The sequence below is a fragment of the Bradyrhizobium sp. HKCCYLRH2015 genome (assembly GCF_051168215.1).
Classification (GTDB): Bacteria; Pseudomonadota; Alphaproteobacteria; order Rhizobiales; family Xanthobacteraceae; genus Bradyrhizobium.
This window is the reverse complement of record NZ_JBNPUO010000004.1, coordinates 522,398-547,416: the sequence shown is the minus strand read 5'-3', so window position 1 is coordinate 547,416 and position 25,019 is coordinate 522,398. Positions and strand designations below refer to the sequence as shown.

Annotated in this window: 28 protein-coding genes; 16 read left to right on the top strand and 12 right to left on the bottom strand. The window is 65.5% G+C overall.

The features are described 5' to 3' along the window. Positions 1-22 precede the first annotated feature (22 nt). On the bottom strand, positions 23-1,027 hold the full coding sequence (locus tag ACQR1H_RS13605) for a DUF815 domain-containing protein (protein WP_434907661.1): 1,005 nt from the start codon (positions 1,025-1,027) through the stop codon (positions 23-25). A 203-nt stretch (positions 1,028-1,230) separates the two neighbouring features. Between ACQR1H_RS13605 and yajC the strand changes: the two genes are divergently transcribed. From yajC to ACQR1H_RS13580, 5 genes are all read left to right on the top strand, one after another. Then, complete coding sequence (gene yajC, locus ACQR1H_RS13600; protein ID WP_172108587.1) at positions 1,231-1,599, top strand: preprotein translocase subunit YajC; 369 nt, start codon at positions 1,231-1,233, stop codon at positions 1,597-1,599. An 88-nt stretch (positions 1,600-1,687) separates the two neighbouring features. Continuing rightward, complete coding sequence (gene secD / locus ACQR1H_RS13595) at positions 1,688-3,289, top strand: protein translocase subunit SecD (protein ID WP_316178566.1); 1,602 nt, start codon at positions 1,688-1,690, stop codon at positions 3,287-3,289. Positions 3,290-3,297: 8 nt separating this feature from the next. Beyond that, the gene (secF, locus tag ACQR1H_RS13590; protein ID WP_315799828.1) at positions 3,298-4,323 is read left to right on the top strand and encodes a protein translocase subunit SecF; all 1,026 of its coding nucleotides are present in this window, start codon (positions 3,298-3,300) and stop codon (positions 4,321-4,323) included. Positions 4,324-4,378: 55 nt separating this feature from the next. Next, entirely contained in the window at positions 4,379-4,762 is a 384-nt protein-coding gene (locus ACQR1H_RS13585; protein WP_316178568.1) for an Mth938-like domain-containing protein, read from the top strand. Continuing rightward, entirely contained in the window at positions 4,759-5,619 is an 861-nt protein-coding gene (locus tag ACQR1H_RS13580; protein WP_434907660.1) for a phytoene/squalene synthase family protein, read from the top strand. The genes ACQR1H_RS13585 and ACQR1H_RS13580 overlap by 4 nt, the downstream gene beginning before the upstream one ends. A gap of 13 nt (positions 5,620-5,632) precedes the next feature. On the opposite strand, the gene ACQR1H_RS13575 is transcribed toward ACQR1H_RS13580, so the two are convergent. The 5 genes from ACQR1H_RS13575 to ACQR1H_RS13555 form a co-directional block, all read right to left on the bottom strand. After that, positions 5,633-6,325, bottom strand: a complete 693-nt coding sequence (locus ACQR1H_RS13575; protein ID WP_316178571.1) for a TauD/TfdA dioxygenase family protein — start codon at positions 6,323-6,325, stop codon at positions 5,633-5,635. A gap of 243 nt (positions 6,326-6,568) precedes the next feature. Beyond that, positions 6,569-7,459, bottom strand: coding sequence for a TauD/TfdA dioxygenase family protein (locus ACQR1H_RS13570; RefSeq protein WP_434881591.1), 891 nt, complete (start codon positions 7,457-7,459; stop codon positions 6,569-6,571). 67 nt (positions 7,460-7,526) lie between these two features. After that, positions 7,527-8,627, bottom strand: coding sequence for a serine/threonine protein kinase (locus ACQR1H_RS13565; RefSeq protein ID WP_316178574.1), 1,101 nt, complete (start codon positions 8,625-8,627; stop codon positions 7,527-7,529). A gap of 7 nt (positions 8,628-8,634) precedes the next feature. Then, positions 8,635-10,068: a methylenetetrahydrofolate--tRNA-(uracil(54)-C(5))-methyltransferase (FADH(2)-oxidizing) TrmFO gene (gene trmFO, locus ACQR1H_RS13560; protein WP_434907659.1), complete on the bottom strand. Its 1,434-nt coding sequence runs from the start codon at positions 10,066-10,068 to the stop codon at positions 8,635-8,637. Positions 10,069-10,225: 157 nt separating this feature from the next. Then, positions 10,226-10,378 (bottom strand): DUF1127 domain-containing protein, encoded by a 153-nt coding sequence (locus ACQR1H_RS13555; protein ID WP_006614327.1) that lies wholly within the window; start codon positions 10,376-10,378, stop codon positions 10,226-10,228. Positions 10,379-10,855: 477 nt separating this feature from the next. On the opposite strand from ACQR1H_RS13555, the gene ACQR1H_RS13550 reads away from it, so the two are divergent. After that, positions 10,856-11,119, top strand: coding sequence for a hypothetical protein (locus tag ACQR1H_RS13550; RefSeq protein ID WP_316178946.1), 264 nt, complete (start codon positions 10,856-10,858; stop codon positions 11,117-11,119). A 67-nt stretch (positions 11,120-11,186) separates the two neighbouring features. Here ACQR1H_RS13550 and ACQR1H_RS13545 read toward each other — a convergent pair whose 3' ends face one another. Together ACQR1H_RS13545 and ACQR1H_RS13540 are read right to left on the bottom strand one after the other, a co-directional pair. After that, positions 11,187-12,008, bottom strand: a complete 822-nt coding sequence (locus ACQR1H_RS13545; protein WP_315799836.1) for a lytic murein transglycosylase — start codon at positions 12,006-12,008, stop codon at positions 11,187-11,189. A 190-nt stretch (positions 12,009-12,198) separates the two neighbouring features. Further along, positions 12,199-13,110, bottom strand: coding sequence for a DUF2189 domain-containing protein (locus ACQR1H_RS13540; protein WP_434907658.1), 912 nt, complete (start codon positions 13,108-13,110; stop codon positions 12,199-12,201). A gap of 402 nt (positions 13,111-13,512) precedes the next feature. Here ACQR1H_RS13540 and ACQR1H_RS13535 point away from each other — a divergent pair, with 402 nt between their 5' ends. Continuing rightward, positions 13,513-13,920, top strand: a complete 408-nt coding sequence (locus ACQR1H_RS13535; RefSeq protein ID WP_316178580.1) for a DUF3597 domain-containing protein — start codon at positions 13,513-13,515, stop codon at positions 13,918-13,920. Positions 13,921-14,020: 100 nt separating this feature from the next. Here ACQR1H_RS13535 and ACQR1H_RS13530 read toward each other — a convergent pair whose 3' ends face one another. From ACQR1H_RS13530 to ACQR1H_RS13520, 3 genes are all read right to left on the bottom strand, one after another. Continuing rightward, positions 14,021-14,185, bottom strand: a complete 165-nt coding sequence (locus ACQR1H_RS13530) for a DUF1127 domain-containing protein (protein ID WP_315799839.1) — start codon at positions 14,183-14,185, stop codon at positions 14,021-14,023. 116 nt (positions 14,186-14,301) lie between these two features. Continuing rightward, positions 14,302-14,574 carry a GNAT family N-acetyltransferase gene (locus tag ACQR1H_RS13525; RefSeq protein WP_434907657.1) on the bottom strand — a complete coding sequence of 91 codons (273 nt, stop codon included), beginning with the start codon at positions 14,572-14,574 and terminating at the stop codon, positions 14,302-14,304. 6 nt (positions 14,575-14,580) lie between these two features. Next, on the bottom strand, positions 14,581-15,123 hold the full coding sequence (locus ACQR1H_RS13520) for a DUF3828 domain-containing protein (protein ID WP_434847754.1): 543 nt from the start codon (positions 15,121-15,123) through the stop codon (positions 14,581-14,583). A 255-nt stretch (positions 15,124-15,378) separates the two neighbouring features. On the opposite strand from ACQR1H_RS13520, the gene ACQR1H_RS13515 reads away from it, so the two are divergent. The 6 genes from ACQR1H_RS13515 to ACQR1H_RS13490 all read left to right on the top strand — a co-directional run bounded on the left by ACQR1H_RS13515 (position 15,379) and on the right by ACQR1H_RS13490 (position 21,891). After that, positions 15,379-16,980, top strand: coding sequence for an acyl-CoA synthetase (locus ACQR1H_RS13515; protein WP_316215886.1), 1,602 nt, complete (start codon positions 15,379-15,381; stop codon positions 16,978-16,980). Between the two features lie 6 nt (positions 16,981-16,986). Beyond that, a complete protein-coding gene (locus ACQR1H_RS13510) occupies positions 16,987-17,844 on the top strand; it encodes a PCC domain-containing protein (protein ID WP_315799842.1) in 858 nt (285 codons plus the stop codon). A gap of 75 nt (positions 17,845-17,919) precedes the next feature. Further along, positions 17,920-18,690: an AAA family ATPase gene (locus ACQR1H_RS13505; protein ID WP_434907656.1), complete on the top strand. Its 771-nt coding sequence runs from the start codon at positions 17,920-17,922 to the stop codon at positions 18,688-18,690. Positions 18,691-19,360: 670 nt separating this feature from the next. Next, positions 19,361-20,047: a UPF0149 family protein gene (locus ACQR1H_RS13500; protein ID WP_434907700.1), complete on the top strand. Its 687-nt coding sequence runs from the start codon at positions 19,361-19,363 to the stop codon at positions 20,045-20,047. Between the two features lie 105 nt (positions 20,048-20,152). Continuing rightward, positions 20,153-20,722 (top strand): SRPBCC family protein, encoded by a 570-nt coding sequence (locus ACQR1H_RS13495; protein ID WP_434892061.1) that lies wholly within the window; start codon positions 20,153-20,155, stop codon positions 20,720-20,722. Positions 20,723-20,877: 155 nt separating this feature from the next. Continuing rightward, positions 20,878-21,891: a cytochrome D1 domain-containing protein gene (locus ACQR1H_RS13490; RefSeq protein ID WP_434892062.1), complete on the top strand. Its 1,014-nt coding sequence runs from the start codon at positions 20,878-20,880 to the stop codon at positions 21,889-21,891. Positions 21,892-22,065: 174 nt separating this feature from the next. Here the strand turns inward: ACQR1H_RS13490 and ACQR1H_RS13485 are convergent, their stop codons facing one another. Continuing rightward, positions 22,066-22,710 carry an HAD hydrolase-like protein gene (locus ACQR1H_RS13485; RefSeq protein ID WP_315799846.1) on the bottom strand — a complete coding sequence of 215 codons (645 nt, stop codon included), beginning with the start codon at positions 22,708-22,710 and terminating at the stop codon, positions 22,066-22,068. A 273-nt stretch (positions 22,711-22,983) separates the two neighbouring features. On the opposite strand from ACQR1H_RS13485, the gene ACQR1H_RS13480 reads away from it, so the two are divergent. The 3 genes from ACQR1H_RS13480 (at position 22,984) to ACQR1H_RS13470 (ending at position 25,002) form a co-directional block, all read left to right on the top strand. Continuing rightward, positions 22,984-23,976, top strand: a complete 993-nt coding sequence (locus ACQR1H_RS13480; RefSeq protein WP_315799847.1) for a lipase family protein — start codon at positions 22,984-22,986, stop codon at positions 23,974-23,976. 161 nt (positions 23,977-24,137) lie between these two features. Next, entirely contained in the window at positions 24,138-24,452 is a 315-nt protein-coding gene (locus ACQR1H_RS13475) for a hypothetical protein (protein ID WP_316215879.1), read from the top strand. 223 nt (positions 24,453-24,675) lie between these two features. Then, positions 24,676-25,002 carry a hypothetical protein gene (locus ACQR1H_RS13470; protein WP_316178602.1) on the top strand — a complete coding sequence of 109 codons (327 nt, stop codon included), beginning with the start codon at positions 24,676-24,678 and terminating at the stop codon, positions 25,000-25,002. The last annotated feature ends 17 nt before the right edge of the window (positions 25,003-25,019 follow it).

Below are 25,019 nucleotides of genomic sequence, written 5' to 3'. Positions count from 1 at the left end.
CGATGGGGCGCGGAAAGTCGGATTACTTCGCGCTCAGCCGCACGCCGAGGCGGCCCGCCAGATCCTGCGTGAACTGCCAGGCGACGCGGCCGGAGCGCGAGCCGCGCGTCGTGGCCCATTCCAGCGCCTCGCGCTCCAACTGATCCGCGGCGACTGCGATGTCGAAATGGCCGCAATAGCCTTTGACCATCGCGAGATATTCGTCCTGGCTGCAGCGGTGGAAGCCGAGCCACAGGCCGAAACGGTCGGACAGCGAGACCTTCTCCTCGACCGCTTCGCCCGGATTGATCGCGGTGGAGCGCTCGTTCTCGATCATATCGCGGGCCAACAGATGGCGTCGGTTCGAGGTGGCGTAGAGAATGACGTTCTCGGGCCGTCCCTCGATGCCGCCTTCGAGCACGGCCTTCAGCGATTTGTAGGACGCATCATTGCCGTCGAACGACAGGTCGTCGCAGAACACGATGAAGTGGAACGGCGCGGCACGCAGGATGTCCATCAGCGCCGGCAGGCTCTCGATGTCCTCGCGATGGATCTCGATCAGCTTCAGCCGGTCGGCCGGCTTGCGCGTGACGTTGATGCTGGCATGGGCGGCCTTGACCAGCGATGATTTGCCCATGCCGCGCGCGCCCCACAACAAGGCGTTGTTGGCCGGCAGGCCGTTGGCAAAGCGCTCGGTGTTCTCGATCAGGATGTCGCGCATCCGGTCGATGCCCTTGAGCAGATCGATCTCGACGCGGCTGACGCGCGGCACGGTCGAGAGCCGGCCGTCCGGATGCCAGACGAAGGCGTCGGCCGCGTTGAGGTCAAGCGCGGGCGTGGCACCCGCATGGGTTGCCGCCAGACGCGTGGCAATGGCTTCCAGCGCACGGGCAATCCGGTCAGCCGTATCGTCGGAGGCGGGGCGGGCAGGACGTTTTGCCGCGATCTCTGGTGGCTTTTGCGCTGCAGGCCGGGTGCCTTTGGCGAGCGGTCCGAGGGCGTTTTTGGCGGGGCTACGGGACGGGGCTTTGGCTGGTTTTTTCGACATGCTGCAAGTTCCTGATGGGGCAGCCATATCGGGCCTCGCCGGCTGCCGCAAGCGGGGCGAAATGAAGGGGCGGGGCGCCTTGCTATTGGGACTGCTGCCGCTATATTCCGCGCGAAATTCGCAAGAGGCCGGCCCGCGCCGAGACATGCGTGGTTCGCCGGCTATTCCCGTCTCACCGGGCGCTGCCCACGAGGATCGACCACATGCTGATCACCCCTGCCTATGCCCAGGCCGCCGGCGCTGGCGACACCAACAGCATGCTGATGTCGCTGCTGCCGTTCGCGCTGATCTTCGTGATCATGTATTTCCTGATCCTTCGGCCGCAGCAGAAGAAGGTCAAAGAGCATGCCGACCTGGTCAAGAACGTCCGCCGCGGCGACACCATCGTGACCCAGGGCGGCCTGGTCGGCAAGGTGACCAAGGTCGTCGACGACGACCAGGTCGAGTTCGAGATCGCCGACGGCATCCGCGTGCGCCAGATGCGCCAGATGATCACCGGCGTCCGCACCAAGGGCGAGCCCGCGAAGGCAGACGCAAAGGACGACAAGAAGGACGAGAAGGCCGCGAGCTGATTGCGGCCCGGCCAGATCAACTCCGGCCTTCGCTCTCTAGTGATGTTCTGATTTTTCGGGCCGGCTACGGCCCTTACGGACAAGCTCCATGTTGTATTTCACGCGGTGGAAGGCGCTGGGCATCATTCTCACGGCGCTCGTCGTGTGCCTGTGCGCGGTGCCCAACTTCTTCTCCGAGGCGACGGTCAAGACCTGGCCGGCCTGGGCGCAGCGCCGGCTGGTGCTCGGCCTCGACCTGCAGGGTGGCTCCTATCTGCTGCTCGAGGTCGACTCCAACTACATCAAGAAGGAGCGGCTCGATGCCGTGCGCGACGACGTTCGCCGCACGCTGCGCGATGCCAAGATCGGCTACACCGGATTGGTGAGCCGGGGTGATGGGGTCGAGGTCCGGATCACCAAGGAAGGCGACACGGGAACTGCGATCTCCAAGCTGCGTGATCTCTCGCAGCCGCTCGGTGGGCTGCTCGGTTCCAGCGGCCAGCGCAGCCTCGAGGTCAGCGATGCCGGCGGCGGACTGGTCCGGCTGACGATCCCGCCGGCGGCCATCACGGAACGCATCCGCCAGACCATCGAGCAGTCGATGCAGATCGTCGAGCGCCGCGTCAACGAGCTCGGCACCGTCGAGCCGGTGATCCAGCGCCAGGGCAACGACCGCATCCTGGTGCAGGTGCCGGGCTTGCAGGATCCGACGCAGCTCAAGAACCTGCTCGGGCGCACGGCCAAGATGGAATTCCGCATGGTCGACACCTCGGTGCCGGCGGATCAGGCGATGCAGGGGCGGGTGCCGCCGGATTCCGAGGTGCTGCAGAGCGCGTCGCCGCCCAACCAGCCCTATGTCGTCAAGAAGCAGGTGCTGGTCTCCGGCGGAGATCTCTCGGACGCGCAGACCGGCTTCGACCAGCGCACCAACGAGCCGATCGTCACCTTCCGCTTCAACTCGGCCGGCTCGCGCAAGTTCGCGCAGGCCACGACCGAGAATGTCGGGCAGCCGTTCGCCATCGTCCTCGACAACAAGGTGATCTCGGCGCCGGTCATCCGCGAGCCGATCACCGGCGGCTCGGGCCAGATCTCCGGCAATTTCACCGTGCAGTCGGCCAACGAGCTCGCGATCCTGCTGCGCGCCGGCGCGCTGCCGGCGCCGCTCACGGTCATCGAGGAGCGCACCGTCGGTCCGGGTCTCGGCGCCGATTCGATCGCCAAGGGTGAGCTCGCCTCCTATGTCGGTTCGATCCTCGTCATCGTGTTCATGCTGGTGACCTACCGGCTGTTCGGCGTGTTCGCCAACATCGCGGTGGTCGTGAACGTCGCCATGATCTTCGGTGTGCTGTCGCTGCTCAACGCCACGTTGACCTTGCCGGGCATCGCCGGCATCGTGCTGACGGTCGGCATCGCCGTGGACTCAAACGTGCTGATCTATGAGCGCATCCGCGAGGAGCTGCGTGGCGGCCGCAACGCGATCTCGGCGATCGACGCCGGCTTCAAGCGCGCGCTGGCGACCATTCTCGACTCCAACATCACCACCTTCATCGCCGCCGCCGTGCTGTTCTACATCGGCACCGGCCCGGTGCGCGGCTTCGCCGTGACGCTGGGCATCGGCATCCTCACCACGGTCTTCACCGCCTTCACGCTCACCCGCCTGATCGTGGCGGGGTGGGTGCGGTGGAAGCGGCCGCAAAGCGTGCCAATCTAGGAGCTACTGTGACACACTGGGTTCTCATCGGGCTTGGCATCCTGATCGTGGTGCTGACGGTGGTCAGCGCGCTCGGCCTGCTACCGTCGCTGCGCATCGTGCCCGACGACACGCATTTCGATTTCACGCAGTTCCGCCGCATCAGCTTCCCGATCTCGGCGGCACTGTCGATCCTGGCGATCGTGCTGTTCTTCACCCATGGCCTGAACCTCGGCATCGATTTCCGCGGCGGCACCCTGCTCGAGGTGCGGGCCAAGTCCGGCACTGCCGACATTGCGGGGATGCGCGCGAAGCTGTCGACGCTCGGCCTCGGCGAAGTGCAGCTGCAGCAGTTCGGTGCTGATACTGATGCATCGGTTCTGATCCGTATCGCCGAGCAGCCTGGCGGTGATGCCGCGCAGCAGGAGGCCGCCAACAAGGTGAAGGCGGCGATCGGTGATTCCGTCGAATATCGCCGCGTCGAGGTCGTGGGTCCGCGCGTCTCTGGCGAGTTCCTCGCCGTCGGCTTGCTTGGCCTGATGCTCGCGATCGTCTCGATCCTGATCTATCTCTGGTTCAGGTTCGAGTGGCAGTTCGCGCTCGGCGCCATGATCGCCAACGTCCACGACATCGTGCTGACCATCGGCTTCATGTCGATCAGCCAGGTCGACTTCGACCTCACCAGCATCGCGGCGCTGCTGACCATTCTCGGCTACTCGCTGAACGACACCGTCGTCATCTACGACCGTATCCGCGAGATGCTGCGGCGCTACAAGAAGATGCCGATGCCGCAGCTGCTCAACGAATCGATCAACTCGACCTTGTCGCGCTCGATCATCACGCACGTCACGGTGACCCTGGCGCTGCTGGCGCTGCTCTTGTTCGGCGGCCCGGCGATCCACAGCTTCACCGCGGTGATGATGTTCGGAGTCGTGCTGGTCGGCACCTACACCTCGATCTTCATCGCGTCGCCGATCCTCATCTATCTTGGCGTGCATTCGGTCCGAGCCGAAGCGCAGGAGGAGAAGCCGGCGGCGAAGAAGAAGATGCCGTGATTCGAAGGAAGCTTGCCTTCGGATCAGATCTGGAGGCAGCAAGCTGGTCTCGGGCATGACCACTCCGAACGACACTCCGCACTTCCCGCGATCGGCGCCGATCGACGGCTATGGCAAAGGCGGCTTTGCCTTTGCCGGCATGTCGCACCGCGGCTCGCTGTTGTGCCTGCCCGACTCGATCTGGGCCTGGGATGTCACTCGGCCCGGCCAGATCGACCGATATTCGCTGCAGCGCGTTTTCGACGCGGCGAATAGAATCGACACGCTCATCATCGGCACCGGAAACGAAGTCTGGATCCCGCCCGCACCGCTGCGCGCGGCCCTGCGCGGCGTGAACGTCGTGCTCGATGCGATGCAGACCGGCCCCGCGATTCGCACCTACAACGTCATGATCGGCGAGCGGCGCCGGGTTGCGGCAGCGCTCATCGCCGTCCCATGAGCGAGACGAGCGCCAACAGCGACGCCGCGTTCTGTGCAGGCCTTGTCCGCGAGCACGATTTCGACCGCTACGCCTCGACGCTGTTCATGCCACCCGAGCCCCGGCGTGCGCTGTTGTCGCTGTACGCATTCAACGTCGAAGTAAGCCGCATTCGAGATCTGGTGTCGCAGCCGCTGCCGGGCGAAGTCCGGCTGCAGTGGTGGCACGACACGCTGACGGGTCACGAACATGGCGGCGCCGAGGGAAATCCCGTTGCGGCCGAATTGCTGCTCACCGTGCAGCGCTTCGCGCTTCCGGTCGAGCGGCTGACGCGCCTGGTCGATGAGCATCAGTTCGATCTCTACAACGATCCGATGCCGTCAATGGCGGCGCTGGACGGCTATCTCGGCGACACGCGTGGCGCGCTGTTCGCGCTGGCCGCGCAGATCATCGCGCCGCCGTTTGCGGACGCCGATCATCTCGCGCACCATGCCGGCATCGCGCAAGGGGTGCTCCAGGTGATCGCGTCGCTGCCGCGCGATGCCGCCCACCGGCAGCTCTATGTCCCGCTCGATCTTCTCGCGCGGCATGGCGTCGGCCAGGAGGAGATGTTCTCCGGCAAGGCGTCGCCGGCGATCCAGGAGGTGATCATGGACCTGCGCGGGCAGGCCCGCCAGCATCTCGATCACACCCTCGAACTGGCGCGTCAGGCGCCGCCGGCCGTGCGGCCGGTTCTGCTGCCGCTCGTGCTAGTCCGGCGCGACCTCGCGCGGGCCGGGCCCCGCGACGATCCGTTTCAACCGCGCCCCCGCTCGCGCCTTGCGACGCTGTGGACGCTGTGGCGGGCCGCGGGGACGGCGAGTTTTCGCGCGCGCTGACGCCGTCGCGGGCTCAAGCCGAGGGCATCGTGTTCCAGAGTGGCGGGCTGTGCAGGAGTCTCGGCATGTCCGGCGGCTCGTGCCGGTGGATCGTGCAGCGGGTGTCCCAGACGACGAGATCACCGGGCCGGCAGGTGTGGGTCCAACTGAACTCGGGCCGTTCGGCAAGCTGCCAGAGATCGTCGAGCAGCGCGTCTGATTCGTCCTGCTCGAGGCCGACGACGTAGGAATGGCGACGCTGCCCCAGCGCGAGCATCGAGCGGCCGGTATCGATATGATTGCCGACCAGCGGGTGCACCGGGCCTGCGATGACGGTGCGACGGCCGTCATCGGCGGTGTCGGTCGAGAGATGACGAACCTTCAGATGAGCGACGCGGCTGCGCAGCGCCGGCGAGAGCGCGTCATAAGCGGCGTAGAGGCTGCAGAATGACAGTCTGTCGCCCAGCAAGCCGCCGGGAGAGGTGTAAAATAGATCCGCGTGACCGAAGCGGCGGCTGAAAGCCGCGATGTCACGTTCACCAAGACGCTGGCCGCGCACGAGCAGGACCTGGTGCTTGAGCAGCGCGCGCATGAACGAGGCGAACGCCCAATCATCGAAGGATCCGAGATCGACATTGCAGACCTCGGCACCGAGCGTCTTTCCCGTCGGGATGACCTGGATGAGGCTGCTTTCGGCGCTTCGAGCAACGTTGCTTCTGAGACTCACTTGCGTCATCTCCCAAGTTTCACCAGCGCCTGCAAATCAACCATCGTAATTTGTCGCGGGTGTTTCGGCTCGGAGGCAATTCGCGGAAGGATCGCGGCACGATCTGCCGATTGTCGGCACACTCTGCCGCTCTGAGTCGGAAATTGGACGCTTCAAGGCGACGCACGAGGAAATATCCAGCAACCTGCAACTCATTCGCAGGCAATCTGGCGCTTGATCGTGCGGATGTCGCGCGCAAGCGAATCAGTGCGGGCGATTCGTTCCCTTGATCTGGGTCCGATGCATGATTCGCCGCGCATGATCATCGAACGGATCGCGCCGATGCATGGTGCAGCGATTGTCCCAGATGACGAGATCGCCGACCTTCCAGACATGCTCCCAGGCGAATTCCGGACGGGCTACATACGCCCACAATTCGTCGAGCAGTGCCTCCGATTCCGCCAGTTCGAGCCCGACCAGATAGGCGTTGCGCCGGCGGCCGAGATAAAGCATCTGCCGACCGGAATCGGGATGCGTGCAGACCAGCGGATGGATCGCGCCCGGCGAGGTGCGCGGATCATCGGTCGGCGTCACGCCCTGACGTACGAAGCCGCCGCTGTTGTAGGTGCCGTCGTGCTTGATCTTCAGATCCGCGACACGGCGCTTCAGTTCGAGCGGAAGCGCGTCGTACACGGCATACATGCTGCAGAACGAGGTGTTGCCGCCGGCGGGCGGAATTTCCAGCGCGTAGAGCGCGCTCGCGATCGGCGGCGTGTCGAGATACGACATGTCCGTATGCCACACCGCTTCTCCCGCGCCGAGACTGCCGATCGCCTCGCCATTCACCTTCACGTTCGAGACGATATAGATTTCGGGCAGACCGTCGACGAAGCGGCGCCCGTTCTCCTGCACCGGCGCCCAGTCGAGATCACCGAAGCGGCGGCTGAAGGCGATCAGGTCCTGGTCCGTCAGATCCTGGCCGCGCACCAGCAAAACGGAGTGCGTGTGAAAGGCGCGGAGCAGGGCGCCGAAGGCCGCATCGTCGAGATGCCTGAGATCGACATGTCGAATCTCCGCCCCGAGTTGCCGGCCAGTCGGGATGATCTCGATGCTCGACGACCGAGAGATTGTCGCCGCGCGGGTCTCGACGTTCATTGCCAAATCCTCCCAAACGACATTGCAACCACAGGATACAATGGCCGGGCCGCGAAGTCTCGTTCGCTCAGGCCGAAGGCAGCTTCAGGTCGGCCTCGAAATTGAACCGGTCGCGCAGGTTCTTGCGCGAGTCCAGGATGTCCTTGAGGAAGGCGCGATCACTGTCGCTCGTGAGCATCGGCTCGATCAGGTCGATCTGGTTCATCGCGACCAGCTGCAACAGCTCGGTGCGTGGCCTGCCGCTGGCGTCGCGCGGCAGGGCATGCACGACCTGGATGTGCTCCGGCGGCTTCGGGCCCTTGGCTGAAGCAAGCTCGTTCTGCAACTGGGTTTCAAGCGTAGGCTGCTCCCCCTCGACGAACGCATACAGCCCGACGCCGGTTCGGCGGTCGGCGAAGGCGACGATCGCGGCATCGCGCACGGCCGGGTTCTTCCGGATCATATCCATCAGCACCGGCGCATCGTTGACGAGGCGCCGTCCACCCCCCTCGCGGTCGGTGAAATTGAAGATGCCGCGCGTGATCGCGCGATACACCTTCTTGCCGGTCATCAGCCAGATGCGCGCGAACAGCGATTTGCGTGCCAGGATCTTGCGCTCCTTCGGCGTCAGCGCCTCGGGCGCGTAACTCCGCTTGTGCTTGAGCAGGTGACGCAAATCCTCATAGGCCGCGATCCGGAACAGGCGGCTGCGGCTGTCGAAGCAGGCGGCCAGCTGAAAGTCCGTCACGTAGCTATGGCCGTCGTGACCGACCAGCCAGTTCTGCTCCTTGGCGAGATCGTTGTGCGTGATTCCGGCGCGATGCAGCCGGCGCATCATCCGCTTGGCCGAGCGGAAATAGGCGACGTTGCCGTGCGGCTTGGCCAGATGCAGCGCCACGCCATTGATGAAGCCGCGGACCAGCGCGCGATCGCCCGCCCACAGCAGATCGGGGCCGGCGTTGAGCCCCCTGGCGCGCGTCAGCGCCTTGCGCTCGCGCGCGAACAAATGCCGCGCCAGCACGAACGACCACCACGGCACCTCGTCGAGCCGGCGCAGCACCGCATCGACTTCGCCGGCCTCGCTCTTGAAGCGGCCGCGCTCGACGGTCGAGAACACGTCGCGCTTGAGCAGCACGCCTTCGCTCCAACGTGCCGCCAGCACGGCGGAATCAGTCTTCGGCAAACTCATGGGGCTCTCACGCAGCGGCCGCGACGCGCAGGTGCTCGGCGATCCAGCGGTCGAGATCAGCCAGCGCGCGGGCGCTCATCGCCTGCTTCTTCGCCACCGTCTTCTCGTTGCCCTTCAGCCGCGTGCCGTCCGGCTTGCGGGTGGGGGCCGCCGCCAGCGGCGGGAACAGGCCGAAATTGATGTTCATGGGCTGGAACGAGCGCGTCGCGCCGTCGATCGTCTCGATGTGGCCGCCGGTGATATGGCCGAGCAGGGCGCCGAGCGCGGTGGTTGGCGGTGGCGGCAGCAGATCGGCGCCGCGCACCTCGGCGGCGGCGTAGAGGCCGGCGATCAGGCCGATGCTCGCCGACTCCACGTAGCCCTCGCAACCGGTCATCTGGCCGGCAAAGCGCAGCCGTGGCTGAACCCGCAGGCGGAGCTGCGCATCGAGCAGCTTCGGCGAATTGAGGAAGGTGTTGCGATGCAGCCCGCCGAGCCGCGCGAATTCGGCGTTCTCGAGACCGGGGATCGTGCGGAAGATCTGCTGCTGCGGGCCGTATTTCAGTTTCGTCTGGAACCCGACCATATTGTAGAGCGTGCCGAGCTTGTTGTCCTGGCGCAGTTGCACGATCGCGTAGGGTTTGACGGTCGGATTGTGCGGATTGGTCAGGCCGACCGGCTTCATCGGACCATGGCGCAACGTCTCGTGACCGCGCTCGGCCATCACTTCGACCGGCAGGCAGCCGTCGAAATAGGGCGTGTTGGTCTCCCACTCCTTGAAGTCGGTCTTCTCGCCGGCGAGCAGCGCCGCGACGAAGGCGTCGTACTGCTCCTTCGTCATCGGACAGTTGATGTAGTCGGCGCCAGTGCCGCCCGGACCGACCTTGTCGTAGCGCGACTGGAACCAGGCCTTTGACATGTCGATCGTGTCCTTGTGCACGATCGGCGCGATGGCGTCGAAGAAGGCGAGCGCCGTCTCGTCGGTCAGGTCACGGACGGCCTCGGCCAGCGGCTGCGAGGTGAGCGGACCGGTGGCGATGATCACGTTCTCCCAGTCCGCCGGCGGCAGGCCGGTGATCTCGCCGCGGCGCAGCTCGATGCGCGGATGGCCTTCCAGCGCGCTTGCGACGGCGACCGAGAAGCCGTCACGGTCGACGGCCAAGGCACCGCCGGCCGGGACCTGGTTGGCGTCGGCGGCCCGCATGATCAGCGAGCCAAGCCGACGCATCTCGGCATGCAGGAGGCCGACCGCGTTATTGGCCGCGTCGTCGGAGCGGAACGAGTTGGAGCACACGAGCTCGGCCGGCGTCGCGGTCCGGTGCGCCTCGGTCATGCGGTCCGGCCGCATCTCGTGCAGCACGACGTCGACTCCAGCCTCGGCGAGCTGCCAGGCGGCTTCCGAGCCGGCGAGGCCGGCACCGACAATGTGGACGGTCTTCGAAGGTGATTTGGAGCCTGTCATGCGCGGGACAGGTAGCGCTTTTCCCGAGCGCTGCAAATGCGCCAGTGAGGCTCGGCGCGAGAAAGCGGGCGCGTGTGTCGCCGTGTGCGAACCACCCGAAAACGGCAACGCCCGCAGCGAGGCGGGCGATGTCCGGTAGATATCGGAAGAGGGCTGATCAGCCGTTGTAGTGACCGGCGGCAACGCGCGGGATGTCCGAGCGATCGAGACCGATGTCGGCGAGTTCGCGATCGCTGAGCTGCGACAGCTCGGCAACGTTGCGCTGATACTCACGGAACGCCTGAACCATGCGGATGAGCGAGAGCAACATGAGAAATCTCCTTTAGTTCGCGATTCAGTTCTTCGTTGGAACTTCATCGTTGAAATGAACATAGAAGGGAATGTTGCGATGCGGAAGTGTGAATGTTGCGATGCAGCTAACCCCTCGGCGCATAGCTTGAGTAACGCTTGGGTAAGAATCGGGCAGGGCGCCCAGCCGCTGAGCGAATTGCAAAAAACCACGTATTCATGCGGTTTTTCAATCGCTCGTTCGGATTGCCGGATCGCGTAATGCCAACTGCGATGCTGGACAAGTTTTGGAGGTGCCCGCCCGGCCCGTACCTCGCGAAATGCATGGGTTGATAGAATGAATATAAATTCATTATTTTGGCTTTACCTCTCGAATGGAAGGCTCGCCATCACGGATCGCTCGCGGCGATTTCATTTCGTGCCATCTTGCGGAAGGTGCGACAAAGTGTCGCGGTATCCGGTAATGATGCCGATGCCGCCGCACCAGCGAGGAAGAACAATGAACAAACTGTTTGGGGCCGCGCTCATCACTGCGGCAATCGTGGCGTTCGGTCCGGCTCAGGCCGCGCGGATGCATGGCGCCGGCTGCAGCGGGGCCAACCTGGAAAAGACCGAGACGGCGATCGAGGCCATGGCCGACGGCGACGCCCGATACACGGCGCAAAAAGAGATCGCGGCGGCGCAGGACGCGCTTCTGAGCGGCAAGATGGGTGCCTGCAGCATGCACCTGACCAGGGCGATGCAGGCCGGGATGAGCAAGTAGCGGGCGTATCACAGCATCATCGAACGAACGGCCGGTCGCGATGCCGCGATCGGCCTCACTCTCCCTCCTACGGCGCCCGCGCCAGCTGGGTCGCGAACGTCGCGATCGTCCGCGCATAGACCTCGCTCTTGTTCCACTGCTGGATGACCGCAAAATTCGGGCCGCCGGGCTCCCAGTCCTTGCCCTTCTGCCAGCCATAGCCCTTCAAATAGTTCGCGGTGGAGGCGAGAACGTCGGGCGCGCTGCGGATCAGGTCGCGCCGGCCATTGCCGTCGAAATCCACGGCATATTTGATCCAGGACGACGGCATGAATTGGGTCTGCCCGATCTCGCCGGCCCAGGCGCCGTGCATCTCGGCCGGTTGAAGGTCGCCGCGGTCGACGATGCGCAGCGCATCCAGCAACTCGCCGCGGAACTGCTCGGCGCGGCGGCAGTCATGGGCCAGCGTCGCGAGCGCGCGGATGGTCGGGAACTTGCCGACGTTGACGCCGAAATCGGTCTCGAGACCCCAGATCGCGACCAGCACCTCGCCGGGCACGCCGTAGCTCTGCTCGATCCGCGACAGCACCGAGCCGTATTGCTTCAGCATGTTGGAGCCGCGGGTCAGGCGCGGCGGCACCATGCGCCCGGAGAACTCCTCGAAGGTCTGGCTGAACACCTTCTGACCGCGGTCGCGGTTCAGCACGCTCTGGTCGGGCGTCACGCCCGTCAGCGCCGCATTGATCGTGTTCTGCGAGATGCCTTTGGCCGCCGCTTCGGTCTTGAACTCGGCGAGCCAGCCGTCGAAATTGCCGTTGCCGCAGGGTACCGCGGCATGCGCTGGCGCTGACAGGGGGGTGAGGGCAGCGAGACAGGCAAGAGCGGAAACGGCGAGAACGCGAGCAATCATCGAAACACCTGGACGGCAATGGATTCAAAAGGCGTTGCTGGGCGTGCTCCATGTCGGGCGTAACCGCGGCAGCAGCAAGGCCTGTCGATCACATTGGCGTCGGATTTCGTGAGCGCCGCCGGACGCTGCGGCCCCTCGACGCGACCGCCGGCCTGGAGGCCGGCGGCAGGGAAAACTCATCGCTGCGTCCTCACATCTGGTCACGCGAGCGCCATGGGAACAGGTTCGCGGGGAAATCGGCCGCGGGCTTGGAGTTGCGGGGGGCCGGCGGCACGATCCGGGCGGCGTCGGGATGGATCGCGATGGCCTCACGGTAGAGATGCCAGGTGGCGTGGCCGAGCACCGGGATCACGACGGCGAGGCCGAGGAAGAACGGGATCGTGCCGGCCACCAGGAGCACTGCGACGATGAGGCCCCAGGCCGCAACCGGAACTGGATTCTTGGCCGCCACGCGCAGCGAGGTGACCACCGCTTCGAGCGCGCCGGCGTGACGGTCGAGCATCAATGGGAAGGACACGATGCTGAGGCACAGCGCCAGCAGCGCGAACAGGAAGCCTGCGCCACAGCCGACCGCGATCAGCCACCAGCCTTGCGGTGTGGTGAAGACCCGCTGCAGGAAATCGCTCACACCGGTCGCGCCGCCATAGCCGAACACTGCGACGTAGATCGCCTGCGCCGTCGCGACCCAGGTGACGAACAGCGCGAGGAGCAGCGTGCCCAGTCCGAGCATTGAGCCGAACGACGGCGACCGCAGCACGTCCAGGGCGTCCCAGGCACTGGTGTCCTCGCCGCGGTCACGGCGGCTGCTGAGCTCATAGAGACCGAGCGCGGCGAACGGGCCAAGCAGGGCGAAGCCCGCCGCCAGCGGAAACAACAGCGGCACCACCGCATAGCCGAACACTGCGCGCGCCAGCACCAGGCCGAGAACGGGATAGATCGCGCATAGCATCACGGCGTGACTCGGCACCGCCTTGAAGTCATCCCAGCCGAGCCGGAGCGCGCGCATCAGGCTCGACATGTCGATCGTACGAATCGTCAGCTCAGCCGCGACCTCGTCTGCCGCCCGCACGTGGGAGGCAGCATTGCTGTGGTAGGTGGCCATCGTCGTGTGCTCCCTCAACTTGCGTAGGGCGCTTCCCAACCACGCAGGCGGGCTGCGCTTCTCGTTGGAACAAGTTCGCGGATGGCCAGACGCGACGAACCTCGGGGCGGCCATTCGCGAACGGAAGTCATCAGGATAGTGCCAAAACAGGCTGCGCCTACTCACGCCTCGGTGAGGGCTGTGAATGTCGCAGTGCATTAGACTGGAACGCTCACGCAGAAGCTGGAGCATGGTCCAATAAAGTCGTTCCGCCGTCATTCCGCCTTGGGTAAGCTTCACATTGGTCGCCGTGTTCGCGTTTGGCAGGCCACGGCGGTGGCGGGGCGGCTCCGACGGGCGTCTCCGCAACGGAAGGCCGCCGGCCGAGTTCTTCTTACGATCACCATCCATTGGGAGCCATTGATGAGCGTTTTCGGAAAGATCATGGGCGCGATTTTCGGCCATCATGCCGAGGCGGCACCGGCCGGCGGCAGCACGCCCGCCGCTGGTGGTACCGCGCCGGCAGGCGGCGCGGCCGCGTCCCCGACGGCAGCCCCGGCTGCTGCGCCGCAAAATGTCGATGTGGCTGCGATCGTCGACAAGGCGGCGGCTGCCAAGCACGAGAAGCTGGAGTGGCGGACCTCGATCGTCGACCTGATGAAGGCGCTCGACATCGATTCGAGCCTCGCTGCGCGCAAGGAGCTCGCCAAGGAGCTCGGCTATAGCGGCGACACCAACGACTCCGCCAGCATGAACGTGTGGCTGCACAAGCAGGTGATGAGCAAGCTCGCCGCCAATGGCGGCAAGCTGCCGCCGGAGATCAAGCACTGAGCTTGCGCCGCTCACGGCAAGAACAAGAAAGCGAAAGGCCCGCCATCGTGCGGGCCTTTGTCGTCTTGGATCGCGTCGAGCGCGAGGCTGCGCCAGCGCCTCAGACGTGTACGAAGCCGGCGCGTTCCCAGGCCTCCGCGTGCAGCTGGTCGCGCTCGAAGCCGATGTCGCGCAGCGTGCGCTCGTCGAGCTGGTCGAGATAGGCGAGCTGGGTGCGGTAGTGAACGTAGCGCTTGAGAACGTCGAAAATGGCTGTGATGAACATGTGCCTCTCCCCATGGGTCTGGTTGCTTGTTCGGCGGGGGATTGCTGATCCATCCAGGTAGCCATTGCGTTAAAGCGCACCGTCCAATCGTCTCGCCCGGTAATTCCACGGCCCCATCAGGCCATGATGTCCCGGTTCTCCGGATGGTCACGGAGGTAGTCGGCAACGAAGCTGCAGCCCGCGATGACCTTGCGGCCATCGGCGCGGATCAGTGCGAGGGCGCCTTCCACGAGCTGCGAACCGATGCCGCGGCCTCGCAGCGGTAGCGGGGTCTCGGTGTGGGTGATGATCACCCCCTGTGGCGTGGCCCGGTAATCGGCAAACGCGACGTGGCCATCGATATCGAGCTCGAAGCGGCTCCCGGCCTTGTTGTCACGGACATCAGTCATGCGTCCCTACTTTCGCTTGGGTTTCTCGGTGATCTTGAGGAACTCCGCCAGCAGTGTACGGATCGACCATGGCTTGCCATCGACCGCACCCCGGATGTCGTCGATCTTCCATTGGCCGGCCTCGCGCACGAGGTCGTAACGGATGATGTCGTCGGCCTGTTCCTTGCGCTCGGTGCGGTGGCCGCGAATGCTGACAGCAACGGTTGCCTTGTCGCCGTCCTGCATTTCCGGCGTTACCTTGAACGAGGCGACATCGGGATCCTGCGAATTCGTGACGGGATCGAAATCGATCGCCCCGACCTCACCCTTGGGCGTGCGGGCGTCCATTTTCGCCCATTGGGCGGCCAGCGACTTCGACAGATATTTCGCGCGCGCCGCCTTGTCCTCGATGACGAAGGTGCCGCCATCCTCGCCCTTGCCCTTGGCGACGCGGGTGTAGATCGCGGTCATGATGCCGACGGGCTCGTTGGAAGAAGGCGCCTGCGCATGCAGCGGAGAAGCGGCGAGCACGCCAGCGAGGCCGAGAAGCAGGAAGCGACGATCGATCATGGTTGTCCTCAAATCAGATTCGGCGCGCGGTGATATGAAGAAATGCGCGGCCGGCCACGGTTTGTCGCGCGGCATCTGCATCCGTTCGAAACACGCCACCGCATGGGTGCGATGGGGAGGCCGGCCTTGCGAGGGCGAGCAGGACCGGGATAAACAGGCCCAAAGGTATCGGGCGGCTGAGATCGCCTGAAGGATCGATCGAGGGGACGCTTCCATGGGTCTGTTCGTCAGCTGCAGCGGCGCGAGAGGTTGTCGATGACACCGGCACCCCTGCGCATGTCCCGCCGGGTGATGAACCTCGCGCATATCGTTACGCAAAATGGCCGCCGGCTTGGCGATCGCGTCGGCTTCGTCTGGGGCGAGAGGTCGTGGACCTGGCGCGAAATCGACGCGATGGTCTCGGCGCTCGCGGCGGCGCTGGCCGAGCGGGGGATCGCCAAGGGCGATCGCATTCTGGTGCACTCCAAGAACTGCGAGGAGATGTTCGTCTCGATGTTCGCCGCGTTCCGGCTCGGCGCGGTCTGGGTGCCCACCAATTTCCGACTGATGCCGGACGAGGTCGCCTATCTCGCGACCGCCTCGGGCGCCAAGGCATTTCTCTGCCATGGCGATTTTCCGGAGCATGCTGCGGCGGTGACGACCACGGAGTTCACGTGGCGCATCGGCGAGGGCGGCAGCTTCGGCGCGCGCTCCGTGGCCGACGCCATGCAGGCGCATGCGGGCGCAGAGGTCGCAAATGCGGCCGTCGAGCACGACGATCCCTGCTGGTTCTTCTTCACCTCGGGCACCACGGGCCGCTCCAAGGCGGCGGTGCTGACCCATGGCCAGATGGCGTTCGTCATCACCAATCATCTCGCGGATCTGACGCCGGGCACGACAGAACACGACGCGTCTCTCGTCGTGGCGCCGCTGTCGCACGGCGCCGGCGTGCACCAGCTGATGCAGAGCGCGCGCGGCGCCCGGACGGTGCTGCTGCCGAGCGAGAAGTTCGACATCACCGAAGCCTTCCGCCTGATCGAGAGGCATCGCGTCAGCAACCTGTTCACGGTCCCGACCATCCTCAAGATGATGGTCGAGCATCCCGCGGTCGACCAGTTCGATCATTCTTCGCTGCGGCATGTCATCTATGCCGGCGCGCCGATGTATCGCGAGGACCAGAAGCGCGCGCTCGCGCGGCTCGGCAAGGTGATCGTGCAGTATTTCGGTCTCGGCGAGGTCACCGGCAACATCACGGTGTTGCCGGCCGCGGCGCATGAGGAAGAGGATGGACCGGAGGCGCGGATCGGCACCTGCGGCTATGAGCGCACGGGCATGCAGGTCTCGATCCAGGACGATCAGGGGCGTGAGCTCAAGCCCGGCGAGACTGGCGAGATCTGCGTCATCGGACCGGCCGTGTTCGCGGGCTACTACGACAATCCGGAGGCCAATGCGAAGGCGTTTCGCGACGGCTGGTTCCGCACCGGCGATCTCGGCCACATGGACGAACACGGCTTCGTCTACATCACCGGCCGTGCGTCGGACATGTACATCTCCGGCGGCTCCAACATCTATCCGCGCGAGGTCGAGGAAAAGATCCTGACGCATCCGGATATCGGCGAGGTCGCCGTGCTTGGCGTGCCCGATCCGGTGTGGGGCGAGGTCGGCGTCGCCGTCTGCGTCGCGCGCGAGGGCGCGGCGGCGCCGAGCGAGAGCGCCATCGCCGGCTATCTCGCGACCAAGCTGCCGCGCTACAAGATGCCGAAGCGCTTCTTCTTCTGGGACGCGCTGCCCAAATCGGGCTATGGCAAGATTCCGAAGCGTCTGGTGCGTGACGAGCTCGAGGCGCGCGGCCTGCTCGATCTCACCAGGCAGGACTGACGCGTGATGCGATCCATCATCCAGCCCGGCGCGCCCGTGGCCGACCGCATCCAGTGGGTCGCGGCGCGCGGCCGCGCTTTCACGTTCGCGCTCGAAAAAGGCCTGCCGCTGCTGGAAGCCGCGCGCCGCGGCTTCGCGGCCAATGGCTTTGCCGGTGGCGTGCTCGACATCAAAGGCGGGGCGCTCGGACCGTTCGCCTATGTGATGCCGGCGCTGTCGAAGACGGCGGATCATGCCGCGTTTTACAGCGAGACCTATCGGCCCGCCGGTGTGACGCGCCTGTCGACCGCGACGATGACGCTTGGCGTGCGCGACGGCGCGCCATTCTTCCATTGCCACGCGCTGTGGACGGAACAGGGCGGCCGCGCCGGGGGAGGGCACATCCTGCCGGAAGAGACCATCGTCGCCGAGCCGTTCGAGGTCGAGGCTTTCGGGCTCGATGGCGCGATCTTCACGGCCGCGCCTGATCCCGAGACCGGCTTCAAGCTGTTCGGCCCGGTGGCGGCCGCACCAAGCGGCGCCACGACGGATCGCCGCGCGTTCGCGTTGCGGCTGCGGCCGAACCAGGATTTCGCCGGCTGCCTCGAGGCGTTCTGCCGGGCGCAGCGGATCAGCAAGGGGCGCATTCGCGGCGGCGTCGGCTCGACCATCGGGGCGCGCTTCGAGGACGGCGGCGTCGTCGAGCCGTTCGCGACGGAGCTGACGATCACCGCCGGCACGATCGCGCCCGGTGACGACAGCCTTGAAGCCACTGTTGACGTCGCGCTGGTCGACTACACCGGCGCACTCGCGCAAGGCCGCCTCGTCCGCGGCGACAATCCGGTGCTGATGACCATGGAGCTGGTGCTGGAGGTCGTGGCATAGCGTCGGTGCGGCGGTGGCCGATGCGACCGCGATGTGCGAGATTGCCGGTGATGTCACCGAGGTTGTGAAGGCGTCATGGCGAGGAAGCAACGCGAGATCCGGTTGCCAGCCCCTTATCTGAAGCGGCTGTGGCTCGATCCGGCCAAGATCTCCGATCGCGCCGCCTATCCGTTCTGCCTGCCGTTCCTGCAGGATGAGTTCGAGCTCAGCTTCACGAGTGCGATTACGATCATCGTCGGCGAGAACGGCACCGGGAAGTCGACCCTGCTCGAAGGCATCGCAGCGCTCGCCGGCTATGACGAGGCCGGCGGCGGCAAGGGTTACATGCCGGTTGATCATGGCCGCGCGGTGGAGCGCATGGGCGGCGCACTCGCTGCCGCGCTGCGGGCGAGCTGGCTGCCGAAGATCACGCAGGGCTGGTTCTTCCGCGCCGAGAGCTTCTTTTCGGTGGCGCGCTATCTCGACCAGGCCGCACTGGACGATCCGCTCGGCGAGCCGCCGCCGGACTTCCTGTCCCACTCCCACGGCGAGGGCTTCCTTCGCTTCTTCGACGAGCGCTGCCAGCGCCAGGGCATCTACATCTTCGACGAGCCGGAATCGGCGCTGTCGCCGGCGCGGCAGATCGAGTTTTTGAAGCTGATGCGGCGGATGGATGACTCCAGTCATTGCCAGGTGCTGATGGCGACGCATTCGCCGGTGCTGATGGCCTATCCGGGCGCGACTCTGCTGCGGTTGACCAAATACGGGTTGGAGCCCGTCCGCGTGCAGGACACTGATCATTTCAAGGCCATGCGCGAGTTCTGCAATGATCCGGACGGGTTCGTACAGGGCGTGTTTGCGGAGTGACGGCTCCGGACGACTCTGGATTGCTCGCCGTGACTGGCCATGTGACGCCGATCTCGCGATGCCCCGGCATCCGAGCTTTGACATTCATTCCGCCCTCCCAGGTGAGAGGGCGCAGGGAAGGCCGGGTGCAGGCCGCACCCATGGCCCGCCTGCGAAAAAAATGCAGGCGGCAGGAACCACAGGATTGGCCGAACAACCGGCCTTCCCTGCGCGACGGTTTACGACTTATACGCGCTCTCCTCGGTGCACCGGGCTTTCTGGCCACCGTCATCGGCGCGACGCCCAGAAGGCATCGACACCCATTTGACCTCAGCGTCGGGAGGTCAGGACCACACGATTTCGCCGTCCGTCCCGCGACCCGTCGTCTTGCGCATCAGCACCGGGCCCGTGACGTCCATCGCATCCCGCCCTCCACGCCCGTGACGACCGCGAAGCGTCCCTCTCGTGAGGACGGGACGCATGCAGGAAAACAGAAATTCCGTAAAAACGAAAGAAGAATATTTTTCGCGGCAGGACTGGACAAGGGTGATGCCGCTGATCCCGTGCGGAAATTTAGGTTTTGCGCACGGCTGTTTTGGTGTCAAAACGGCCGCGTCGTGGCTCGGCCATGTGCGCGGCTTGCCCGTCGGGCGACTCGGAACGTGACGGGAGCGAAGGAAGAGGGGGCTGCATGCCGGAGCAGATCGGTCGCCACGACAAGCTCGAACGGGCGCTGCTGGCCCTGGATGATCGCGCCATGGTGCTGGAGGAGCTCGACGGCTTCATCGCCGGCCTGCTCGTGCTCCCTGAGCCGATTCCTCCGGGCGAATGGTTCGCGGCGGCCTTCGGGCTCGGCAAGGGGCATCGCTCCGTCTTCTCCAGCATCGACCATGCCAATGAGGTGCTCGGGCTGGTCATGGACTATCACCGGGAGATCGCGCTGACGCTCGCGCAGCATCCGGAGCAGTACCAGCCGCGTTTTCCAATCGACGCCTTCGACGGCGACGTCGTCTGGGAGCTGTGGATCGACGGTTTTGCGGCGGCCACGAACCTGAGACGCGAGCGGTTCGAGGCTTACGAGCGGGTCGGCGGCGAAGTCGCGATGGCCGCAATCGGATTGATGATGGTGATCGGCGCGACCCTCGATGAGAATCCGGATCCCGTCGAGTATGAGAACCTCAGCCGCCGGGCGCCGGCGAACATCCGCCAGGCGGTGCTGACCCTGTATCAATACCGGCAGAGCGGGGCTCCGTTGCCCGCGTCCACCAGCTTCGCCCGGCAGCCCAATCCGTTCGCGTCGTTCGGCAAGCCCGGCCGCAACGACCCCTGTCCTTGCGGTTCCGGCAAGAAATACAAGCGCTGCTGCGGCGCAAATTGAGGCGGTCACGACACGGTCTTTTTTGTTGCAACAATCCGGTGCGGTGCAAAGATAGGCCTGTCCGCGCCGGATGCGCGGGCCAATGAAAGTGACCGAGGAAACGAGATGAGGATGGTGTTCGGCAAGGCGCTGACCGCAAGGACGGCGCTCGCGATCGCAACGACGGCCCTGACAATCACGACCCTGACGATGGCGGAAGCGCATGGGCCCACCCGGCGCAAGGTGCAGGAGCACGTGGAGATCAACGCCGCGCCCGCCAAGGTATGGGCCGTGATCGGCAACTTCCAGGACATGAGCTGGCTCGGCGTCGTCGACAAGACCGCGGGCGACAAGGGCAACGAGATCGGCGCCACGCGCAAGCTGACCCTGAAAGGCGGCGCGACCGTCGACGAGGAGCTCTACAAATACGACGCCGAGAAGATGAGCTATTCGTATCGCATCACCGCCGTCGACGTGAAGGTGCTGCCGGTGACGAACTACTCGTCGACCATCGCGGTGACGCCGAGCGCTGACGGCAAGGGCAGCGTGGTCGAATGGACCGGCGCGTTCTACCGCGGCTTCCCCAACAACGACCCGCCGCCGGAGCTGAACGACGAGGCTGCGGTCAACGCGGTCAGCGGGCTCTACAAGGGCGGGCTCGAGGGCCTGAAGAAGAAGGTGGAGGGCGGTAGCTGAAGGGGCGGATTGGTAGTTAGGGATCGATGATGTCGCCCAGCCGGCACTGCGCTCCCTCTCCCCGTTCTTACGGGGAGAGGGTTGGGGTGAGGGGCAGACGCACGGGAAGTGCTCGTGGAGAGACCTGTACCCCCTCACCCGGATTGCATCTGGCGATGCAATCCGACCTCTCCCCGCAAGCGGGGAGAGGTAAGCACCGAGTCCGCTACTCTGCCACCAGTCCTCTCTCTCATTTTGGCCGAGCCCTTCTGTTCGCAGTTGTACTCGCCCTTGGCACCGCAGCTCACGCCGAGGAAGCCTTCGTCACCAATCAGCTCAGCGACGATCTGACGATCGTCGACCTCGCGACCTCGAAGCCGGTGGCGACGATTCCGATCGGCGGCAAGCCGGCCGGCGTTGCCGTCGCCGCCGACGGCCGCTTCGCCTATATCGCGAGTCCGGACGACAAGACCGTCAGCGTCGTCGATGCTGCCGAGCGAAAAGTCGTCGGCCGCATCGAGGTCGGTGGCGGGCCGCTCGGCATAGCGGTGACGCCGGACGGTTCGACGGTCTACGTCGCCGACTGGTACAACGCCGCGATCCGCGTGATCGATGCGAAGACCCGGACGGTGATCGGCAGCATCACAGTCGGCGCCTCGCCGTCGGGGCTTGCAGTGACCCCCGACGGCAAGCTGCTGCTGTCCGCCGACCGCGACGACGACATGGTCTCGGTGATCGACACGGCGACGCGCCAGCGCCTTGCGACCATCAAGGTCGGGACGCGGCCGTTCGGTGTGACCATCGACGCCGAGGGCAAGCGCGCCTACACGGCAAATGTCGCCTCCAACGACGTCTCGGTGATCGACCTCGCCGGGCGCCGCGAGATCGGCCGGGTCAAGACCGGCTTGCGGCCCTATGCGGTGGCGCTGGCGCAGGGCAGGGGCTTCGCCACCGACCAGTATGACGGCACGGTCAGCGTGTTCGACCTGGCGAGCCTGCAGCCGCTCAAGCGCATCAGTGTCGGCGACTATCCGGAGGGCATCGAGGCGACCGCCGACGGCCAGCGCGTCATCGTCGCCAATTGGGAGAGCAACATCCTGAGCGTCATCGACGTGGCCGCGCTGAAGGTCACGGGAGAGATCAAGGTCGGGGACGGTCCGCGCGCCTTCGGCGCGTTCCTGCGGCGGTGAGGCGCTGGGCACGGACTGTAGCCCGGATGAGCGCAGCGATATCCGGGTTCTTCTGCGACGCCGGCGATGACCCCGGATGTCGCTGCGCTCATCCGGGCTTTGACGAGGCGCTCGCAAAGACGCGGGCAGGTATCGAGGTTCGTCATTGTCCCTGCATCCCGGCGCCGATGCAGGCTACGGATCTCGTCCGGCATGCACGACCAGCCGCTCCACGATCTCCTCCACCCGCGTGAACAGCATCTCCGGTCGCTGGTCGCGCAGCGCCTGCTCCGCGGCATAGCCCCATGTCACCGCGCCGAAGGCAATGCCGGCGGCGCGCGCCGCCTCGATGTCGCGGGTCTCGTCGCCGATCGCGATGGCCCGGGCCGGGTCGACGCGCAGCCGCTTCAGCACGCGGCGGAACTTGCGTGCCTTGCCGAACACCGAGGCCGAGCAATCGAAATCGGCGAACAGACCGGCGCGCAATCCGAGCTTCTGCCGCGCGTTGGCCTCGCTGTCCGACGAGACCAATGCGAGCGTCGTGCCGTTCGCGGCAAGCGTGTCGAGCATGATGTCGACGCCTGCAAACAGCGGAATGCTTGCGGCATGCGCCGTCTTCAGGCGGCGCACGTGGCGCGCGATGAAGGGCAGCTTCCAGCGCGGCACCTGGAGGAAATCGAGGATCTCGCGCGTCGAGGCATGGCGCAGCCCGTCGATGTCCTCGTCCTTCACCTGGCGAAAGCCGAAGCGCGCGGCGACCGCATTCACGTGGACCCGAAACCACGGGAAGCTGTCGGCGAGGGTGCCGTCGAGATCGAAGATGACGAGAGAATATGGCATCGCGCGGGGTGAGCGTGGCGAGGGGCTGATGATCGTCGAGGCGTGTCGTGCTGCGACAGCCCTGCGCCATAGCAATGGGAGGGGCGGGGCGCAATGAGACGCGACCGTTGCGTCTCGCAGCGCCATGGCGACGTGCGATGATCAGGGGTTGAACATGTTGTGATGTGCACCTGGAGATGACGCGGTCTATGATCCCGGTGCGCCGGCGGATCAGGGTCTGCCTGCCCGATTTGATCGAAATTGTTTTCATCATTCAAGCCAGAGAGATTTCACATGGCCCTCAACAAGGTTGCTGCAGCCTATCTGTCCTACTTCGCCTATATCGACGACGCGCTCGATGCGGTTCAGCCGAGCGATTTCGTGACGATGCTGAAGTCCGTCCCGTCGGGCGCGGCGAACGGTCCGTGGTCGCTCGTCTGGGGCCCGGCGGTCAACAACGGCGTGCTCGCCTATGTCGCGCAAGGCAGCGACGGCAGCTATGCGCTGGCGTTCCGCGGCACCGATGTCGACGGCTCGGTCGCCGGCGCCTTCGAGAACGTGCTGGCCGATGCCGACGCGGTTTTCCAGGTGCCGTGGCTGTATCCGCAGCAGGCCGGCGCGCCGCTGCAGATCAGCGCCGGAATCAACGACGCGCTGGCGCTGGTCATCGCGCTCACCGATCCCACGACGGACCTGTCGCTGCTGGACTATCTGCGCGGCCTCGCGGCCAAGCAGAACCTGCAACTGATGGTGACCGGGCACAGCCTCGGCGGCGCGCTCGCTGTGGCGGCGACGGCATGGCTGCAGGATCAGCTGCCGAAGCTGAACTCGTCGCTGAAGTTCACGCTGTGGCCGCACACCTTCGCGGCTCCGACGATGTGGAACGCGGGATTCGCGGCGACCTTCGCAAAGAGCTACACCTATTACGCGGCGGTCAACAGCAACGACATCGTGCCGATGGGCTGGGCCAACCTGAACGGGATTCTCGGCACCTATCCGCCGCCGGCGCCTGTCCTGAAGGACACCAACTACTACTCGATCTACAAACCGCTCGAGTGGCTCAGCGCATCGATCCCGACCTATACCGCGATTGCGCCGAGCAATCCGGACCTGTTCACGATCACGCCGATCGTCGAGGCGAACGACTCCTGGACCGCGGAAGCCGGCTACATGCATTCCATGCAGCTGCAGTATTTCCCGCATGCGACCGGCACGAAGGCGCCGCCCCTGCCGGGAGTGACCAAGACCGGCGTGGCGCGGCCGCGGGCGGTCGCCGTCGCGGCCTGAGCGTCGCAGGGGAGCTTTTGCGGGGCTGGGTTCGCTCAGTCCTGCAAGGGGGCTCGGTGCGGCGGCCAATCAACCTTTCATCACGATTTTTGTGAGTGTGCGCTGCAGGAACGCCTTGCGCGGTGCGGTGGTTGACCCCGCACAGAAGCAAGGAGAGAGACATGCAACGCACGATCAAGATGGCCGCGCTGGCCGGAGCCACGCTGGTGATCGGCACCGCCGCAGCGTCCGCGCAGGGCTATGCCCGTTTCGGCGACTCCATGGCCTGGGTGCCGCCGGCGCAGACCACCGATTCCGAGCCGGTGTATGGCGCAGCGCCGGCGCCGGCCTACGCGCCCGGTCCGGTGGCTGGCCCAGTGGCCTGGGGCGGCGGCTACAATGGCACCAACCATCCGACCCCGGGCTCGACCCAGGGCGATGTCGGTCCGTCCGGCAACAACAACGGCACGCTGACCGGCGTCTATCGTCAGTGGTAATCGCTGTCAGATAAGTCAGCGTCCAGTCGACAAGCCCGCCGCCCGGACACGAGCGGCGGGCTTGTCTTCCGCAAGGAGCTACCGAGAGACAGCCGCGTTGGATCATTCAATCGCGGCAATGTGAGCGAAGCGTTGTGTCGCAGCATTGTCGTGACCTGCCGCGGAACCGGCAGGGTCCTCACGTTGTTTGCTCCGCGATAATTAGGAACGAAGGAGCAAGTTCATGACGCGCATGTTTGGTTTGGCGGCCTTGACCGCGGTCACGCTGGTTGCCGGCACCGCCGCCGCTTCAGCCGGCGAGTACGGCCCGGGTGGCTACGGCTATGGCGGGCAGGTCACCAGCACCTACGCCTACCGCGATTCCTTCGCCTGGGCGCCGGGTCCGGTCTATGAGGAAGGCTACGTCGCGGTCGCGCCGGGCCCGTATGACGGCCCGGGCTGGGGCGCCGGCTACAACGGCACCAACCATCCGACTCCGAGCTCGACCCAGGGCGATGTCGGGCCCGGCGGCAACAACAACGGCACGCGCAGCGGGTATTATCGCTGGTGAGTTGTACGTGAGCAGAC